At 69.8% G+C, this 17,434-nt stretch carries 17 protein-coding genes; 9 read left to right on the forward strand and 8 right to left on the reverse strand.

The window, feature by feature from the left end; translation table 11 throughout:
* Positions 1-57: 57 nt before the first annotated feature.
* Both ACWGE0_RS38495 and ACWGE0_RS38500 read left to right on the forward strand, forming a co-directional pair.
* Positions 58-258, forward strand: a complete 201-nt coding sequence (locus ACWGE0_RS38495; protein WP_452265806.1) for a hypothetical protein — start codon at positions 58-60, stop codon at positions 256-258.
* Between the two features lie 107 nt (positions 259-365).
* The gene (locus tag ACWGE0_RS38500; RefSeq protein ID WP_452265807.1) at positions 366-1,772 is read left to right on the forward strand and encodes a M1 family metallopeptidase; all 1,407 of its coding nucleotides are present in this window, start codon (positions 366-368) and stop codon (positions 1,770-1,772) included.
* A gap of 54 nt (positions 1,773-1,826) precedes the next feature.
* Here ACWGE0_RS38500 and ACWGE0_RS38505 read toward each other — a convergent pair whose 3' ends face one another.
* Genes ACWGE0_RS38505 through ACWGE0_RS38515 form a run of 3 tightly spaced genes read right to left on the reverse strand, consistent with a single transcriptional unit; the run spans position 1,827 to position 4,762 of the window.
* Positions 1,827-2,762 carry a LysR family transcriptional regulator gene (locus ACWGE0_RS38505; protein ID WP_452265808.1) on the reverse strand — a complete coding sequence of 312 codons (936 nt, stop codon included), beginning with the start codon at positions 2,760-2,762 and terminating at the stop codon, positions 1,827-1,829.
* A gap of 15 nt (positions 2,763-2,777) precedes the next feature.
* Complete coding sequence (locus tag ACWGE0_RS38510; RefSeq protein ID WP_452265835.1) at positions 2,778-4,079, reverse strand: purine-cytosine permease family protein; 1,302 nt, start codon at positions 4,077-4,079, stop codon at positions 2,778-2,780.
* A gap of 2 nt (positions 4,080-4,081) precedes the next feature.
* Positions 4,082-4,762 (reverse strand): tRNA-dependent cyclodipeptide synthase, encoded by a 681-nt coding sequence (locus ACWGE0_RS38515; RefSeq protein ID WP_452265809.1) that lies wholly within the window; start codon positions 4,760-4,762, stop codon positions 4,082-4,084.
* A 143-nt stretch (positions 4,763-4,905) separates the two neighbouring features.
* Between ACWGE0_RS38515 and ACWGE0_RS38520 the strand changes: the two genes are divergently transcribed.
* From ACWGE0_RS38520 to ACWGE0_RS38535, 4 genes are all read left to right on the forward strand, one after another.
* Positions 4,906-5,838: a LysR family transcriptional regulator gene (locus ACWGE0_RS38520; protein WP_452265810.1), complete on the forward strand. Its 933-nt coding sequence runs from the start codon at positions 4,906-4,908 to the stop codon at positions 5,836-5,838.
* A gap of 91 nt (positions 5,839-5,929) precedes the next feature.
* Positions 5,930-6,277, forward strand: coding sequence for a rhodanese-like domain-containing protein (locus ACWGE0_RS38525; RefSeq protein ID WP_452265811.1), 348 nt, complete (start codon positions 5,930-5,932; stop codon positions 6,275-6,277).
* Between the two features lie 34 nt (positions 6,278-6,311).
* Positions 6,312-6,761, forward strand: a complete 450-nt coding sequence (locus ACWGE0_RS38530; protein WP_452265812.1) for a thioredoxin family protein — start codon at positions 6,312-6,314, stop codon at positions 6,759-6,761.
* Positions 6,762-6,875: 114 nt separating this feature from the next.
* The gene (locus tag ACWGE0_RS38535) at positions 6,876-8,051 is read left to right on the forward strand and encodes an MFS transporter (protein WP_452265813.1); all 1,176 of its coding nucleotides are present in this window, start codon (positions 6,876-6,878) and stop codon (positions 8,049-8,051) included.
* Here the strand turns inward: ACWGE0_RS38535 and ACWGE0_RS38540 are convergent.
* Genes ACWGE0_RS38540 through ACWGE0_RS38555 form a run of 4 tightly spaced genes read right to left on the reverse strand, consistent with a single transcriptional unit; the run spans position 7,999 to position 13,721 of the window.
* Complete coding sequence (locus tag ACWGE0_RS38540) at positions 7,999-8,445, reverse strand: hypothetical protein (protein WP_452265814.1); 447 nt, start codon at positions 8,443-8,445, stop codon at positions 7,999-8,001. The genes ACWGE0_RS38535 and ACWGE0_RS38540 overlap by 53 nt on opposite strands.
* Positions 8,442-12,917, reverse strand: a complete 4,476-nt coding sequence (locus ACWGE0_RS38545) for a DUF6531 domain-containing protein (RefSeq protein ID WP_452265815.1) — start codon at positions 12,915-12,917, stop codon at positions 8,442-8,444. The genes ACWGE0_RS38540 and ACWGE0_RS38545 overlap by 4 nt, the downstream gene beginning before the upstream one ends.
* Positions 12,914-13,228, reverse strand: coding sequence for a type VII secretion target (locus tag ACWGE0_RS38550; protein WP_452265816.1), 315 nt, complete (start codon positions 13,226-13,228; stop codon positions 12,914-12,916). The genes ACWGE0_RS38545 and ACWGE0_RS38550 overlap by 4 nt, the downstream gene beginning before the upstream one ends.
* A 28-nt stretch (positions 13,229-13,256) precedes the next feature.
* A complete protein-coding gene (locus ACWGE0_RS38555; RefSeq protein ID WP_452265817.1) occupies positions 13,257-13,721 on the reverse strand; it encodes a hypothetical protein in 465 nt (154 codons plus the stop codon).
* 153 nt (positions 13,722-13,874) lie between these two features.
* On the opposite strand from ACWGE0_RS38555, the gene ACWGE0_RS38560 reads away from it, so the two are divergent.
* Genes ACWGE0_RS38560 through ACWGE0_RS38570 form a run of 3 tightly spaced genes read left to right on the forward strand, consistent with a single transcriptional unit; the run spans position 13,875 to position 16,824 of the window.
* On the forward strand, positions 13,875-14,915 hold the full coding sequence (locus tag ACWGE0_RS38560) for a TetR/AcrR family transcriptional regulator (RefSeq protein WP_452265818.1): 1,041 nt from the start codon (positions 13,875-13,877) through the stop codon (positions 14,913-14,915).
* Positions 14,912-15,511 (forward strand): transcriptional regulator, encoded by a 600-nt coding sequence (locus ACWGE0_RS38565; RefSeq protein ID WP_452265819.1) that lies wholly within the window; start codon positions 14,912-14,914, stop codon positions 15,509-15,511. Before ACWGE0_RS38560 ends, ACWGE0_RS38565 begins: the two co-directional genes overlap by 4 nt.
* Positions 15,508-16,824: a PEP/pyruvate-binding domain-containing protein gene (locus ACWGE0_RS38570; protein ID WP_452265820.1), complete on the forward strand. Its 1,317-nt coding sequence runs from the start codon at positions 15,508-15,510 to the stop codon at positions 16,822-16,824. Before ACWGE0_RS38565 ends, ACWGE0_RS38570 begins: the two co-directional genes overlap by 4 nt.
* Here ACWGE0_RS38570 and ACWGE0_RS38575 read toward each other — a convergent pair.
* On the reverse strand, positions 16,821-17,408 hold the full coding sequence (locus tag ACWGE0_RS38575; protein ID WP_452265821.1) for a histidine phosphatase family protein: 588 nt from the start codon (positions 17,406-17,408) through the stop codon (positions 16,821-16,823). The two genes, ACWGE0_RS38570 and ACWGE0_RS38575, sit on opposite strands and share 4 nt — an antisense overlap.
* Positions 17,409-17,434 lie beyond the last annotated feature (26 nt).

The following is a 17,434-nucleotide window of genomic DNA, read 5'->3' on the forward strand; positions in this document are numbered from 1 at the left end:
TCAGGAGACGGAAAATGTCCGCCTTCCGTTGCGCGCATCGCGGGGCATGATGGGGACATGACTGAACCGGACTACACCGAAGACGGCGTGCCGACGTTCGACTTCGTCCGCGACAAGATCGAGGGCCGCCACTTCACCAGCGAGGCCGCCACCGAGCTGGCCGGCGATCCGCAGCACACCCAGGACCAGTTCGAGCAGCGCGAGGAGGCCGGCCGCGACCGTCTGGAGGAGATCCGCAAGTCGATGCGCGGCGAGTGAACGGGGGTGCCGGATAACGCCCGGACATGGGGAAATGGCATTGGCAGGGCCTGGCGGACCGCGCCGAGACTGGCCGGACCCTGCCCCTGCCCCGAGAGGTCCTCCCGATGGCTGTGCGGATCCGGCGAACGTTCTCGTCGGCCACCCTGTTGCTGTGCGGTCTGTCCCTGTGCTGTCCGGCTGCGGCGCGCGCGGACGACACGATCGGCTCCGACGGCTACGTGCACGTCGCGCCCAACGGTGTCGTGCTCGGCGTCGACCCCTACTACCCCACCGACGGCAACGGCGGTTATGACGTCGCCGACTACACCGTCGACCTGTCCTACGACCCCGCCGCCCGGTTCCTCAACGCCAGGGCAGTCGTCCGCGCCACCACGACGCAGCGCCTGAGCCGGTTCAACCTGGATCTGCGCGGCCTCACGGTGGCCTCGGTGAAGGTCGACGGGGTGCCGGCGTCCTTCGCGCGGGCGAAGGAACACGAGCTGGTGATCACGCCCGCCACCGAGCTGGCGGCGGACGCGTCGTTCACCGTCGAGGTGGTCTACTGCGGACGCCCGCAACCGGAGTTCACGCCTCGGGGCGCCACCGGGTGGCGCACGACGTGGTCGGGCGGTGCGGTCGCGGCCGGCGCGCCTCACTCGGCGGCCACGTGGTTCCCGGTGAACGACACGTCGGCGGACAAGGCGACGTTCCACCTCAACGCGGGCGTTCCGGCCGGGTGGAGCGTCATGTCGACCGGCGTGCGCACGTCCGTCCACAAAGGAGTGCACTCCTGGGTGGAGGACGTGCCGATCACACCGTCCGCCACGATGATCGCGATCGACCGGTTCACCGTGCGCGAGTCGGCCCTTCCGGCGGGCACCGCCGTGCTGGACGCCTTCGCGAACGGCGCCGGCACCTCACTGGCCGGGAAACTGCCCGCGGTGATGGAGTTCCTGACCGGCAAGCTGGGCCCCTATCCGCTACCGGCCACCGGTGGCGTGTACCTGCCGGACCGGCTCGGCTACTCGCATCCGTCGCAGGGCCGCCCGGTGCACAGTGGCGCCGCGGACCAGTTGGCGCTGGTGCAGGCCCTGGCATCGCAGTGGTGGGGCAACCAGCTCGCCATCAAGATGTGGAAGGACCAGCCGATGGTCGAGTCGTTCGCCCGGTACGCGGTGTGGTTGTGGGACGAGGCGAACAGCGGCCCCGCCGTCGAACAGCGTTATCAGGACGCGCTGCGCCGGGCGGGCTCGGACACCAGGTTCTGGGGACGCCAGCTGGCTGATCCGGGCGTGGGCCGGGAGTTCTCGGTCACCGACAAGGGCGTGCTGATGGTGCACGCGCTGCGCAAGCACATCGGTGACGAGAAGTTCTTCACCGTGCTGCGGGAGTACCCGGAGATCGCGGTGCTGCTCAACCAGGGCTGGCACGACTGGGAGCTCTACACGGCGGCGGTGGCGGACCAGGACCTCACCGCGTTCCACGAGGCCTGGGTGCACGGAACGACCCTGCCACCGGCAGAGCTCCGCTGACGGTTCCGGCGGCGGTGTGCCCTCCGTTCGCGGAGGGCACATCGCTTCGCGAAGTCAAGCCAGGTAACGGGAGTAGACCGGCGAGGCCTCGCACTCCAGCCGGTAGGCCAGCGCCGCTTCCGCGAGGACGTCACGGGCGAAACCCGCGACCTCGCTCTCCTTGTGCCACACCAGCAGGAATCGTCGTGACAACGCGTCGTCCGCGAGCAACCGGGCGGCGACCTGCTGATGGCCTTCGCACGCCGCCTGCGACAACCCCACGGCGCCGTTGCGCACCGCGGCCACGGTCGTGCCGTAGGACTCCGAGACGTACCGCACGCGGGGCGTGAAACCCTTGCGGCGACAGGACCTGTGGAAGTACTCGTGGAAGCGGGACGAGTCGGGCGGAGGCAGCACCCACTGCTCGTCCGCCAGCTGCTCCAGGCCGATCACCTTGTGCCGGGCCAGCGGGTGGTCCTCGCGCAGCAACACCAGCGTGCGATCGTGCGCCACCACCCCCAGGTCGACCGACGCGGGCGCGATCGCCTCGAACCCGGGATAGTCCTTGACCACACCCACTTCCAGTCGCCGCCGCGCCACCATCTCCACGACGAGATCCCGGCATTCGCTGTCGAACAGGGACGCGCCGGGCGCGTGCGGCCGGTGACCGTCGACGATCGCGGGCAGGTGGCACAGCACCGGTGAGCACACCCCGCCGACCCGCACCGGCTCGGCGGGGCTGGTGCGGACCTCGATGTCCCGCACCAGTCCCTCCATCATCGGCAGCACCGCGCTGATCCGGTCGAGCAGCAGTTCGCAGGTGGGGGTCGGGGTGACCGCGGTGCTGTGGTGGCCGCGGTCGAACAACCGTTGCCCCAGCGCGTTTTCGAGGCGTTTGAGGTTGCCGCTGACGGCCGGTTGGCTGATGCCGAGCCGCACCGCCGCCTCGGACAGGCTGCCGGTCTCGCCGATCGCCCGCACGAGCCGCAGGTGGTGGACGTCGAGTTCCATGCCGTCACTTCCCCGTCAGCGGTGAGTGTCGACCCGGGATCCGGGCACCGGCCGCATGATCCCGGCCGTCCTGCCGATCGCAGCGTACAGCGCGAAGGCGACCACGACGGAGTTGATCGTCGGGATGCCGACCGGCACGAGGAAACCGACGGCCGTGCCCGCCGCCCAGCACACCAGCGCGGCCGGAACCCAGTCCGGCGGGGCGGCGGGCAGCTCTCCCCTGCGCCGCGACTCGTCCAGCTCCGCGCGCCAGGTGCGCACCACGAAGTACTCGGCGATCATGACGCCCGCGACCGGAGGGGTGATCACCCCGATCCAGGTCAGGAACACCGTGAAGTGGTCGAGGATGCCGAACGCGGACAGCAGGGTGCCCAGTCCGCCCAGCCACAGCGTCGCCGCCGACCGGCTGATCTTCTTGCGCAGCAGCACGTCCACGGTGTTCACCAGGCCGAGCGACGCCGAGTAGAGGTTCCAGTCGTTGATCTTCAGGATCGCCGAGATCATGATCAGCGTGCCGACCACGCCCGAGCTCGACATCACGATGCCCACCACGTCCGCGCTCCGGGAGGCGTGCGCGAGCAGCACCCCGGTCAGGCCGATCAGGTACTCGCCGAGGGTGACGCTGATCAGCGTCTGCTTCACGACGTCGGCGGTGCGCCGGTTGAACCTCGTCATGTCAGGGGTCATGACCGCGCCCATGATGAACGCGCCCGCGACCAGCGTGGTGCCCTGGGCGAGGCTCAGCGCCGGGCCCGGTGCCGGCATGCCCACCAGGTCGCCGAGGTCGTGCCGGCGCAGCTCGGACACGATCGTCCAGCCGGTCAGCAACAGGAACGCGGGCACCGTGAGGTAGGCCGTCCACGCCATGGTGTGGAAGCCCGCCACCACGATCACGGTCACCGCGAGGCCGCCGAGGATCGCCCACGCCCAGACCGGCGGGCCGCCCATGAGCCGGTGCAGGCCGTGCGCGAACACGTCGTTCTGCACGCCGAACCAGCCGGCGAGGCTGAGCGTCACCAGCAGGCCCACCAGCGCGGACCCGCGGGCACCGAACCCCGCCCAGCGGGCCAGCACGGACGTGGACACGTTCTCCCGCACGCCCGCGACGCCCATCAGGACGGTGACGATCTCGAGCATCACCGACCCGAGGGTGATCGCGAGCACCGCGTCCCAGAACGTCATGCCGAGGCCGAGGGTGGCGCCGAGCAGGAACTGGTGGAACGCGGACACCTGCCCGAACCGTTGCACGGCAACGGAAACCCACGACCTGCGGGCCTCGGCGGGGAGCCGGCCCAGCGAGTAGTCGTCGTGTGCCACCGTCACACCACCTCGTCGCCGGGCCGCAGCACGACGAAACCCTGTGCGGGGTTCGGCAGCCAGGCCAGTTCCCTGGCGTAGAGCCGTTCCAGGAACGCGACCCGCTGGTGGTAGGCGAACACCGAGCTGCCGACGCCCGCGATCGCCGGGGTGTCGATGAACATGGGCAGTTCCGCCAGGAAGTACCGCACAGCGCAGCGCAGCTGGTCGTCGGTGGGCGACTGTCCCTCGGGCAACCGGCGGTCGAGCACCCAGCGGGTGGCCTCCAGGCAGTCCGCGGCGAACACGTCGTCGGTCATGAACCAGGCGTGCGCGTCCCGCAGCAACTCCCGGTACACGTCGTTGCGGGCGAGGGTGGCGCCGTCGAGCAGGTGCTCCTCGGGGTCGGTGACGCCGGCCTCGCGCAGGGCGCGGCAGATCTTGTTCACCACGTACTGGCCCTGCCGCGCGGCCTTGTGCTGGGCGCGGCCGGGGGCGTACCCGAGTGCCTCCAGGGTGTGCACGGCCGCGCGATCGGGCACGAAGAAGTGGAACCGCTCGAATTCCCGCAACGCCCACCGGGCGAGCGCGGTGATGCGTTCCACCGTGAAATAGCTGTTGAACGGGCTCACCCCGACGCACACGTGCCTGCCACTTCGCAAAGGGGCGGCGCAGTGCTCGGTCAGCGGAGTTGTCAGCAACACCGTCGACTCCGAACAATAATTCACAGGGACAGGGAAATCCGGATTCGACCACTATCGGCAGCCCCGGAACCGGTGGGTACTGCCGGAAGGTCATGCCACGGCCTTATGTGACAGCGCGCGTCCGGTCGTGCCTAATGAGTGACATGGAGCTTCAGGTCCGGCATCTGCGGGTGCTGGTCGCCATCGCCCGCGCCGGCAGCCTGAACCGGGCGGCGGGCGAGCTGCGGCTGGCCCAGCCCGCGCTCAGCCACCAGCTGCGCCGGATCGAACAGCTGGTGGGTGAGCGGCTGTTCGACCGCGGCACGCGCGGCGTGCACCCCACCCGGATCGGGAAACTGGTGCTCGCCCGCGCCGAGGCGATCATCCCGGCGTTCGACGAGCTCGACCGCGACTTCCGCCGGCAGGAGCCGTCCGGTGGCGGCCTGCGGATCGGCTGGAACGACAGCGGGCTCGTGTCCGGCCTGCTCGGCTGTGTCGAACGGCTGTTGCCGGAGCACGAGCTCACCAGCCGTGCGGACCTGTCACACAGCAGGCTGGTCACGCAGGTCGCGGGTGGGTGCGTCGACCTCGCGCTGGCGATGATCTGCGGACCCCGGACGCTGGCCGTGCCCGACGAGGTGCGGGCCGAACGAGTGGCCACCGAGCCGTCGTTCGTGGCACTGCCGGCACGGCACCGGCTCGCCGCCTCGTCCGTCGTCGACCTGACCGAACTGGCGCAGGAGCGGTGGATCGTGTCCAGCTGCGGCGACGGCTGCCGCGTGGTGTTCCGCGAGATGTGCCTGGCGCACGGGTTCACCCCGCACATCGCGCACGACGTCGACGCGCTGCGGCACCGGCTGGTGACCGGCGCGCACGGGGTGTGCCTGGTGCAGCCGACCACGCAGGAACCTCCCGGCATGGTGATCAGGCCGCTGGCCGGAGATCCCATGACCGTGCAGCACGTCCTGCTCTGGCGGGCCGACCACCCGCTCGACGACCGGTTCGCCGAGGTGCACCGCGCGGTCATCAGTGCCTACGAGCAGCTCGTCGCGGAGAACGACCGCTATCGCGAGTGGCTGGATAACGGCACGGCATAGCCCACTGACAGTGGGAGCGAATCCTTGGTCCGGCCACACTCGGAATCGGCGCAGAATTCTGCGCGAACCGTGCCGGAAAGGGACCTCTTCGATGTTGTCGCTGATCTCGCGAGAGGAACTGCGAAAAGGAATCGACGCGGGCACGCTCGTCGTGGTCGACACCATGCCCGCGGCGTACTACGAGATGGAACACCTGCCCGGCGCGGTGAACATCCCCGGATTCCCCTACGACCAGGCGGCCGAGCTCACCGACCGGCACGCACCCGACGTCCTGCCGGACAAGGCCGCCGAGATCGTCGTCTACTGCGCCAACGTGCCCTGTCGCAACAGCGAGCTCGTGGGGTCCCGGCTGCTTCAACTGGGTTACTCGAACGTGCGCAAGTACCGCGAGGGCATCGAGGACTGGGTCGGTGCGGGCCTCGCCACCACCTCCGGTTGAGCACGCGCACCTCCCTGCACACCAAGGAGTTCTCATGTCCCTGCTCAAGAACTGGCTGCGCGCGGGCGTCGCGGCCGTGGCCGTCGTGGCCTCGGTCCTGCTGGCCGCGCCCGCTCAGGCCGCCTCACCCGTCCAGATCAGCGCGGAGAACGTCGTCCAGGTGACGTCCGCCAACTACAACGAGGTGATGGAGGTGTCCAGGACCAAGCTCGTCGTCCTGGACTTCGGCGCCACCTGGTGCCCGCCGTGCCGCCAGCTCAAGCCGGTGATCGAGAAGCTGGCCGCGCAGTACGGCGGCAGGTTCCTGCTCGGCGAGGTCGACGCGGACACCAGCCGTGATCTCGTGTCCCGCTACCGCGTCCAGTACCTGCCCACGCTGGTGCCGGTGCGCAACACGGCGGAACTGCCGGGCTCACGCATGATCGGCTTCCGGGGCGAGGCCGCCGTGCGGGCGTGGATCGACGCCCAGCTGGCCAAGGGCTGATCTCCCTCTTCCGCCCCGGCACGGGCCCTGCTCACCGTGCCGGGGCGGTTCCCACGTGAGAGGAAACCCTTGTCCCAGCACACCTTTCCTCGGAGAACCCTGCCATGGCAAGCGTTGCTCGCACTGACCCTGACGGTGCTGCTCGGCTGTCTCACGGAGGTGCTGCCCGCGGGGTTGCTCCTGGCCATGTCCGAAGACCTGCGGGTGTCCCCGTCCGCCGCCGGGCAACTGGTGACCGGCTACGCCGTCACCACCGCGATCACCGCGATCCCGTTGACCGCCCTGACCTCCCGGCTGCCGCGCAAGCGGGTGCTGGTGGCGCTGGTGCTCGGGTTCGTCGCGACGAACTTCGTGATCGCCCTGTCCCCGGGCTACGGCCTGATCCTGTGCGCGCGGGTGGTCTCCGGCGCGATCACCGGCGTGATGTGGTCGCTGGTCGCCGTGTACGCGATGCGGATCGCGCCACCGGGACAGGCCGGGCATGCGCTGGCGATCGCGATGGCGGGCACGCCGGTCGGGTTCGCGGTGGGGGTACCCGCCGGCACCGCGCTGGGCGAACTGGTCGGCTGGCGCTGGTCGTTCGCGGCGATGGGGTTGATCGCGGTGCCGCTGCTGTGCTGGATCCTGCTCGCGGTACCGGCGGTCACCGCCGAGCCCTCTTCCACCGCGCGGGCAGCTCTGCCGATGCTGCGGCCGATCCTGCTGATGGTGTTCGCGTACTCGTTGGGACACAACGTTCTTTACACCTACCTGGGGCCGGCGCTGGCCAGGCTGGCGCAGGAGGAGCTGCTGAGCACGGCGTTGCTGGTGTTCGGTGCCGCCGCCGTCGGCGGAATCCTCGCGGTCGGATCCACAGTGGACCGGACACCCCGCGCGGTCCTGGGCTGGTGCCCGTTGCTGACCGCCGCCGGGATCGTCGTGCTGGCGGTGTCCGACGACGCCGCCACGACCCTGGTGGCCTGCGCGGTGTGGGGCCTGGCGTTCGGCGGCGCCCCCGCGGCGTTCCAGTCGGTCACGGCCCTGATCGCGGGACGGGACGCCGATCGGGCCCAGTCGCTGACCATCGCGGCCTGGAACGGCGCGGTGGCAGGGGGTGCCGCGGTGGGAGGAGTGGTGCTGGACACCGCGGCACCCGCGTTGACGTGGACGGCGGCCGCGCTGATGGCCGTGCCGTTCTGGGTGGCGACCCGGCTTCCTGTTCCGGGGAGCGCGTGGCACGCGCACGACCCTCGCGCCGTCAGAAGACCGAGTCGTCCCAGGTGGCGGTCAGGTCCTTCGCGATCACCGTGATCGTGCCCGCGTGGAACGCGAGCTCGTGACTGACGCCGTGGTCGTGCGGCAGGATCTCGTCCAGTGCGAGATCACCCAGCCGCACGCCCGCCGGTTGCCGCTCCCCCACGTCGATGGAGAAGCTGCGCACGTCCTCGTACCGGATGACCAACGCCGGCGGGTACGGGCCCGGCTGCGGCTCGAAGCGGAAGGCGATCTCCACGCCGACGGTCTGGTAGTCGTCGGAGTAATTGATCCGGTCGACCAGCAGGTCCTTGACGCAGCGCGCCGCGGAGAAGTCGTAGTGGTCCGGATCCGTCGCGAACCGGCGCGCGCCGTCGGGCAGTTGGGCGGCGAAGTCCGGGAGGTGCTGTTCGTACGGGAGATAGTCGTACGGGAAGACGATGTACTTCACTTGTTTTCACACTTCTTCGACAGGCGGGGCCGCTTCCACTTGTCGCCGGTGACGTCCGCCGAGCCCTTCTCCGGCAACCTGTCCCCCTTGCGCAGCAGCTCGATGGACATGTTCTTCAACCTACCCTCGATGTGCGGCGGGACCTCGCCGGGATCGGGGATGCGGCTGAGCCGGTGCTTCAGGAACCAGCCTTCGCTGCCCCAGACACCGATCTCCTGCCCGTTGCGGTAGACGTGGAACTCGAAGTCGTGTGAACCGGCGATCGGGAACACGTCGAGGCCCAGCGTCCAGCCGTCGTTGTGGTTGTACCACTTCCTGGGCAGCGCTCCGCCGAGGCCGTAGGGGTCGATCCACGTTCGCGGGTTGACCACGTAGGCATGGCAGTCGTCGCCGCCGTTGATGCCCAACGGGTCCGTGGACGTGAAGCGTCCCGAGGCCGGGTCGTAGTAGCGGGCGTAGTTGTAGTGCAGGCCGGTTTCCTCGTCGAAGTACTGGCCGGGGAACCGCAGCGGCGTCTGCGCGTCACCGGCGGGCGGGCCGATCGGCTCACCCCACACGGTGGACCGGGCGCGCCAGGCGATCCTGCCGTCCGGGTCGACCAGTTCTGTCGGTGTGCCCACGACGTCGGTCACGATCGCGTAGAACCGCTCGTCCACCCATTCCTGGGAGGGAGCTGCCCTGCGTTCGGTCTGCGCCACCGGTTCGAACCTGCCCGGCGCGAAGTCCCAGCTCGTCGCACGGCCGTCGGAGCGCACCTCTTCGGCCACCACCGGACCGTCCCAGGCGAAGTCGGTGCGTTCAGCCACGGTGCCGTCCGCGGCGAGCTTCTCCTTGGCCACCCGGCGTCCCAGCGCGTCGTACAGGTAACGCCAGCGCGTGCCGTCGGGGGTCGTCACGGCGATCAGCTGGTCCTCGGCGTTCCACTCGTAACGCCACGTGTCCGGCTTGCGCGACAACCGCTTCTTCTGCCGGATGACCATCCGGCCTTGCGGGTCGTAGGAGAACCTCATGTCTCCCACCACCATCACGAGCGTCTCGTCGTATTGCCTGGCTCCCCGTGAGTCCACGCTCGGAGATGTCGCGGACGTCACGCAACCAGTGGTGTCGTAGGCGTACGTCTCCTGCCAGCCCTTGCCTCGTACGGCGGTGACGCGGCCGATCGGGTCGAGGTCGTAGTGGCGGGTGCCGGCCGGGCCGTCGGCCATCACGGTGACGTGACCGTCGGCGCGGTAGCGGAAGGTGCGCTGCTGCACGGCTTGCCGCCCCTCCGGCGTGTGCACCACCTGCGACACCAGCCGGTTGTTCCGGTCCCAGGTCTGCGCCATCGCCACACCCGTGTCCAGCAGGCGTTCGATCTCCCGGCCCGCCGGGTCGTAGTCGAACGTCATGACCCGTCCCGAGGTGCGCAGCCGGGCCGGCTGGTCCGCGTCGTGGTAGTCCCACCGGCTCAGGGCACCGGTCGGGGTGAGCCTGCTGGTGCGCCGGCCGAAGGTGTCGTAGGTGGACCGCACGGTGCGGCCGTTGACCGTCTCCGCGACCACCCTCCCGGCGGCGTCGCGTTCCAGTTCCAGCACCACGTCGCCGTTCGTGGCGCGGATCAGCCGCTGCGCCGCGTCGTAGGAGAACGTCGCCATGGCACCGCCCGTGCTCCGCTCGACCACATCGCCGAGCGGGTTGTGCCGGTAGGAGGTGGTCTGGCCGAGCGCGTTCGTCCTGGCCGTCAGCTGCCCCGCCGCATCACGCTCGTAGCGCAGTGTCCTGCCGTTGAAGTCTGTCTCCGCCACAAGCGCGCCACGTGCGTCGTACTCGTAGCGCCACACTTCTCCCTTGGCGTTGGTCACCGACACCAGGCGCAGCTCGCTGTCGTACCCGTACGCCATGCGGGACCCGTCCGGCGTCGTCTCCGCCGAGACCAGGTCGAAGTGCGTGGTCTCGATCCGGGTGATCCCGCCGATCGCGTTGGCGTGTTCCACGGCGTTGCCCTCGCCGTCGTACTTCCACCGCTCGACCGTGCCGTCCGGCATGGTGTGCGACAGCAGCTGTCCTTCGACGGTCCACGTCAGCTGCCGGGTGTTGCCGGCGGGATCGACGACCTGGCTGACCCTGCCGAAGGCGTCCCGCACGTACCGGGTGGTCGCGCCGTCGGGGCCGATCAGCATCAACGGCAGTCCGGCGGCGTTGCTCACGACACGGCGGACCGCACCGGACGGATCCACGACCTGGCTCACGGTCCCGCGGGCGTCGCGTTCCATCGTCGTCACGGAACCGCCGGAGTCGGCCAGCGCGACGACGTTCCCGCGCTCGTCGTAGTCGATCCGCCGGGTCAGTCCGTCGGGGCCGGTCACGGTGATCGGCTGACCCCACTCGTCGTACGTGGTCCTGGTCTGCCGGCCGTCCGGGCGGGTCAGCGTGACGAGGTTGCCCATCTCGTCGTACTCGTACCGCGTTTCGCGGCCGAGCCCGTCCCGGGAGACGAGTGGCCGGTCGTAGCGGTCCCACTCGTTTGACGTCGTGTTGCCGAGAGCGTCGACGACGCTCGAGAGCTGCATCCGCTCGTTGAAGTGGTAAACCGTCTGGTGTCCCAACGAGTTCGTGTACGTCGTGACGCCCGGCGAGTACTCGACGGAGCACGCCAGCGCGTCGCCGGAACCTTCCGTGCGGACACATCGGCCGTGCTCGTCGTAGGAGTAGCGATACCACTCGCCGTTGCGGTCCTGCCAGCGCACGATTCGGCCGGCCGGGTCGTAGTCGAAGCGCATGGCCCGCCCGGACGAGTTCACGACCTCGGACAGCCTGCCGTTGTCGTCGTAGCGGTACCGCAGGAGATCGATGCTCTCGCCGCCGGACTCCAGGCTGAAACCGGTGATCCGGCCGCCATCGCCGGCCACGGCCACCCGATAGCCGCCGGAGTGCGTGATGCCGGTGACCACGCCGTCCGCGTCGCGGGTGAACTCGATCCAGTTGTCGTTGCGGTCCACAACGGACCTCAAGCGCGCCACCGGACCCGTCGCCTGGAACCTCAGCGTCAGTCCCGGTGGCAGGCTGAGCGCGTACTCGTCCGCCGAGATCCGCTGCAGCGCGTGCCGGGCACCTTCGACGGGCATGACCGCGGTGCCGTCCTGGGGCGGCGTCGGGTACACGAGGAGAACGCCGTCCTCCGCCGCGAAGCACACGCCCAGGTCGTCGATCTCCAGCCGCTGGTCGAAGGTCGACGACCAGGAGCTGCCCAGGGACTGCCCGGTGAGGTGCGAGGACAGGTGGGTGCGCCGCACGACGAGCGGCAGTGCTCCCGGCAGCTCCAGATCCGTCTGGGTCATCAGCATCTCGCCGGTGGCCAGGTCGATCGGGTCGGCACCGGTGCACTTGCCGTCGTTGGACCGGCCGGTCTCCCGCGGGTCGTCGGCCTTGCCGCGCAGATCGGAGTCCTTTGTGGAGGGACGATCCGGATCGGTGCCGGTCTTGGTGCTGCTCGGCTTGGTGGTGTCGTGGTCCGTGCCGCTCGGTGAGGTCGTGTCGGTCTTCGTGGTACCGGGGCTGTTCGGGTCGGGTGACGTCGTGCTCGACGGCGTGGTCGTGCTGGACGGCGAGGTGGTGTCCGGTGGGCGGTGCACGTCCGGCGTGGACGACGGTGTCGTCGTGTCCGCGCTGGAGGCACTGGTGCCATCGGGTTTGTCCGGGTGTTTCGTGTGCGGGTCGACGCGCGGTTTCGCGGACGGCGAGCCGGCCTTCGAACCACGCGGCGGCTTGAGCCGCTTGGCGACCTTGGCCAGCATCCGGATCAGCTCCGGCAGCTTCTTCGCCAGCTTGGCCAGCGAGCGCACCAGCTTGCCGATGACCTTCACGACCTTCTGCAGGACGTTGCGGATCAGCTTCACCGCCGCCCGCGCCGTTCCGGGGCCGGGCGGCAGCACCGCTTCGATCAGCCCGGACACCAGCGCCGCGATCAGGTCGCGCACCATCACCCGCACCGCGGCGACGACCTCGCCGGCCATCACCACCGCGGACGACACCCCTGCGCACGTCTCCGCGGTCGTGCGCAGCGCGTCGACCCGATCCGTCGCCGCGGCCCGGTAGGCGTCGGCCGCGGCGCCCGACCACTCCGCCAGGTCGGCGGTGACAGCGGCCTGCAGGTCCTCGGCGACCGCGTTCATCCGGTCGGCGACGTTCTGCCACGTCTGCCCGAACGACTTGACCGTCTCGGGGTTGCCCGCGAGCTTGTCCAGCGCCTCCTTGAGCGGCTCGAGGTGTTCCATGAGCCATCCGACGGCCGCCTCGATCACCGCGCCGAGCGCCGCCGTCGGATCCGTCGCGCACGCGATCAGGTCCATGCCCAGCGGTACGGCACCCAGCCCGGCCTCGAGCCAGTCGCCGCTCTCGACGGCGTCCTTGACCTCTTTGGCGTCCTCGAGCTGCGAAATGCCGCTGTACCACTTGGTCTCGTCGACGGGCTTGGCCACCAGATCCCCGGTCACGTGGCAAGCCCCTCACCGAATCCGGCGGCGTTGTTCTCATCACTGCTGCGATACGCCGCGGCGGTGGACCTAATGTCCTGCGCGTCCTCCTGCAAACATTCCACTGCGGTTTTCAACGCGTTGATGCCCTCGTCCTCCACCGGATTGATGCACGGCGGCAGGAACTGGCAGATGATTCCGTACGCGTCCTCCGAGACGCTGACCGATGTCGCCGCGGCCAACGCCTCCGCTACCGCCGCGGCCCGGTCGTCCAGGCTGCGTGCGTGCTTGTCCAACGCCTCGACCACGACCTCGTACCCACTGCCGGCCATGCTCTCCCCCTCGCCCGACCATGCGCGGTCAGTCGTCGTCGACCTGCCCGATCCTCATCGTCCCCGGACCACCGTCAGGTCTCGGACCAGCGGGATCCGGCTCGGGCTGCGGGAAGCGCCGCCGGTAGGAGTCGATGACGTGCCGGGTCATCTCGTCGTCGCTGCCGGTCTGTTCGGCGGCCTCTCGATAGCGCTCGGCAATGCGCGACTGCGCGCGCAGAACGCACGCCAGAATCGTCGGGCCGATCCGCTCCGCGGGAAGTCTCGCGATCTCCGCAGTGGTGACCACGTCCGTCAACTGCCCGTCGACGTCCACCGTCACCGTCACACCGGCCGGATCCACCTCGGTGATCCGCATGTCCCCTGCGGCGAGTTCCAGCTGTTCGTAGCTGGCCGCCGCCTTTTCCATCTTGCGGTCCAGCTCGTCGAGCCGCCGCACCATCTCGTCCGGATCCCCCAAATCGAGGATTCGGCTGAGGTCGTCACCGAACATGAGATCCCCACCCCCGAATCGGAGCGTAGCGGATCTTCGAATTCCTGGGACCCGCAATCCGAATTCCACGACGACAGGCACAGCTCTGCCGCCGACAACGCCGATGCCATCCAGATGTTGAGAACATCCGAATGATATGAGTATCGTGGCGCCATGGTGAGGCTGACCAGGGTGCAACAGCAGGAGCGCACGCGTGCGTCCGTGCTGGCAGCGGCGAAGGAAGAGTTCACGGAGCACGGCTACGCGCCGGCGAAGATCGACCGGATCGCGGAGCGCGCCGAGCTGACGCGAGGCGCGGTGTACTCGAACTTCCCCAGCAAGAGGGCGCTGTACCTGGCGGTGCTGATCGACCTGGTCGAGGGCACGTCCGCCGACGGGTCGCCCGAGCCCGCCTCGATGGCAGAGGCGCTGGGCGCGTTCGCCAGGACGTGGCTGGAGCGGTTGCCCCTGGCCGGTGACACGGCCTCGGGCGGCCGGCTGCAACTGCGGTCGCTCACGGGCGTTTTCGACGACGACCACGGGCGGGCGGTGCTGGCCCAGCTTGCCGGGCTGGAGGCGTTCTTGCTCGGCGCCGCGGTGGAGGGCGGGGCGCCGGAGCGGCGGGTCCGGCTCGCCTCGCTGGTGCTCACACTGTTGGGCGGAGCCGGGCATCTTGCCGACACCGCACCGGGTTCTGGTGACCCGTTCGACCTGGTGCTCGCGTGTCAGCACTTGGCAGGGCTCGATCTCGCCGATGTCTGGGCGCCGCCGTACTTGGCGTTCGTCAAGCCGGCGCAACGTTGTCAGCACCAGTGGGAACCCCCTGCGGACCTTGTCGATCTGGTCAGCGGGGAGCCGGTCGACCTCGGCGTTGACGGTGTGGTCGCGGTGCTGGGCGCTGGGCGTCTCGGTGCTGCGGAGGAAGCTTTTCGGGCTGCCAGGGCCGGTGAGCAGGTGACGGTGGTGGTCGTCGTGAGCGATGCCGCCGAGATCGGCCGGCTCGTGCGGCTGCGGATCGCCGATCTGACGGGATGTCTGCGGCGCGTGCTTCCGTTGCCGTCGCTGCGGATCGTGCTGGACGACTCGGCTGTCGCCACCGCGCTCGGGCTCGACGATGCCGGTGACGACACCGAGGTGGCGGTGCGGGTTCAGGGCGGGGCGATCGTCGCTCGTGCTTCCGGACGGGGCGCGGCCCACGCCGCGGCGGGCTCATGAACGACCTGTTGGTGCTGCACACGTTGCGCTGCATCGGTTTCGCGGGCCGTCCGCGCATCGCCGGCGCGGTGGGGTGGCCTGAGTCCGATGTGGAGTCCGAGCTGATCGACCTGGCGGTGGCCGGTCTCGTCACGCACCTGCCCGGCGAGTTCGGCGGGTGGGGACTGACGGACGCCGGGCGGATCGCGGACGCCGAGCGGATCACCGGCGAAGTGGAGTCGGCGGGCGTCCGGCCCGCGCTCACCTCGGCGTTGGACGGTTTCCTGGTGCTCAACCCGGAACTGCTCGACCTCTGCACGGCGTGGCAGCTCCGCTCGGTCGACGGCGTCATGATCGCCAACGACCACCGCGATCGCGCCTATGACGCCCGCGTTCTCGCCCGGTTCGCCGAGTTCCACGAACGCGCTGTCGTCGTGTGCCACGAGCTGTCCGCTGCCCTGCCCCGGTTCGACCGCTACCGGATCCGTCTCGCGGAAGCCCTGAAACGCGCCGACGCCGGTGAGTTGGGATACGTGGCCGATGACATCGGTTCGTACCACGCCGTGTGGGCCGAACTGCACGAAGACCTCCTTGCTACGCTGGGGATTCCGCGATGAGGTGGATACGGCAGCTCTCCGCCGAGGTCGACGAGTCGGCAGAAGTGGTTGGGGGCAAGGCACATGGGTTGCTGGTGTTGCACCGCCTCGGTTTACCGGTGCCGCCGGGGTTCGTGATCACCACCGAGGCGTGCCGCGCGTTCCTGCGTGACGGTCGGTTTCCTTCGGGACTGGACGACGAGCTCATTGCCGCGATCGCCGCTCTCAACGCTCCCGCGGTGTCCGTCCGGTCCGGTGCCAGTGTGTCGATGCCCGGCATGATGAACACGATCCTGAACCTCAGCGGGGATTTCGACCAGGCTGTGGCGACGGTCTTCTCGTCCTGGAACACTCCGCGCGCCCGGACTTACCGCGAACTGCACGACATCCCGCACGACCTGGGCACGGCCGTCGTCGTCCAGGCGATGGTCTTCGGCAACCGCGACGAGCACAGCGGCACCGGCGTCGCCTTCAGCCGCGACCCCAACACCGGCGCTCCCGTCCCGTTCGGAGAAGTCCTTTTCGGACACCAGGGCGACGCCGTCGTCTCCGGCGCGGCGCTGACCGAACCGCTGTCGCACCTCGATCGAGAACCCTTGGTGCACGCCGGTTTGCTCGATGCGTTGCGTCGGATCGAGGGCCACTACCGCGATGCCTGCTACGTCGAGTTCACCTTCGAGGCAGGCGAACTGTGGCTGTTACAGGTCCGCCCAGGCCGGTTCGTCGGTGCCGCCGCCGTCCGCGTAGCCACCGACCTGGCCGACGAAGGCGTGATCGACCGTCGTGAAGCGCTGCTCAGGGTTTCGCCGCACCACCTCCGGCACGTCCGCACGCCGCGCATGGTCGCGGAACAGGTCCTGGCCAGAGGTCTGGGCGCGTGCCCCGGCGTCGCGGCGGGACGGGTGGCCACCTCGGCCGACAGCGCGGTGCGGATGAACGGCCCCGTCATCTTGATGCGCCCCGAAACGTCGCCGCACGACATGCGCGGACTCGCGGCCGCCACCGGCATCGTCACCGCCCGCGGCGGCCCCGCGAGCCACGCCGCAGTGGTGGCCCGAGCGATGGGAAAGCCCGCTGTCGTGGGAATCGCCGACCTCGTCGTCGGCGCGGGTGAGGTGAGCGTCGGCGGCCACACCATCGACGAAGGCACGCTCGTCACCATCGACGGCACCAGCGGTGAAGTGGCCCTCGGCACCCAACGCATCGTCACCACAGCAGCCGACGGCCACCTGCGCCGACTTCTCGGGTGGGCCGACGACGTGTCGGGCGACCACACCGAGCGCGACGAAGCTGAACGCCTCAGCGCCGCGCACGCCGCCCTCCGCGCCGACTAGGGCCGCACGCCCGCACCGAATCCCGTCCACCGCAGCTCCGCCGGCAGGTGGCCCATGTCGTTGTACACGACCAAAGTCGGCGCCAACCCGTCACGATGTTCGATCACCGTCAACGCCGTGTTCCCGCAGTCGAGTCCCAGCCACCGCTCCGGCGGCGCACCGAGCGCGTGCCGCACCAGCCACGCCACCGGGTAGGCGTGCGTGACCAGGACCTCGTGCGTCTCCACATCGGCCGGCCGCGCGAACCTGCCGATCAACGTCTCGGCAACGCGCGCGCCCGTCGCGGCCTCCGCGGCGTCGTACCCGTCGAAGAAACCGGCCCACGCGGCAGGCGGGCTGACCGGCACGTGCGGCACGTGGTCGACGAGCTCGGCCGCTTCCCGCACCGGCACGCCCGGCATGCGCTCCCCCACCGCCTGGGCAGACCGCACCGCCCGGGACAGGGGCGAGTGCCACACGACGTCGATCGGCAGGCCCGCCAGCCGTTCGCCGAGCAGGTGCGACTGCCGCCGCCCCACCTCGGTCAGCTCGCCGAACGGGTCCGCCTCGCCGTGCCGCACCACGTAAAGGTGCCGAGTCGCCATACGAACCAGGATATTCGCGGCATCCA

It is taken from the genome of Lentzea sp. NPDC054927 (assembly GCF_053610285.1).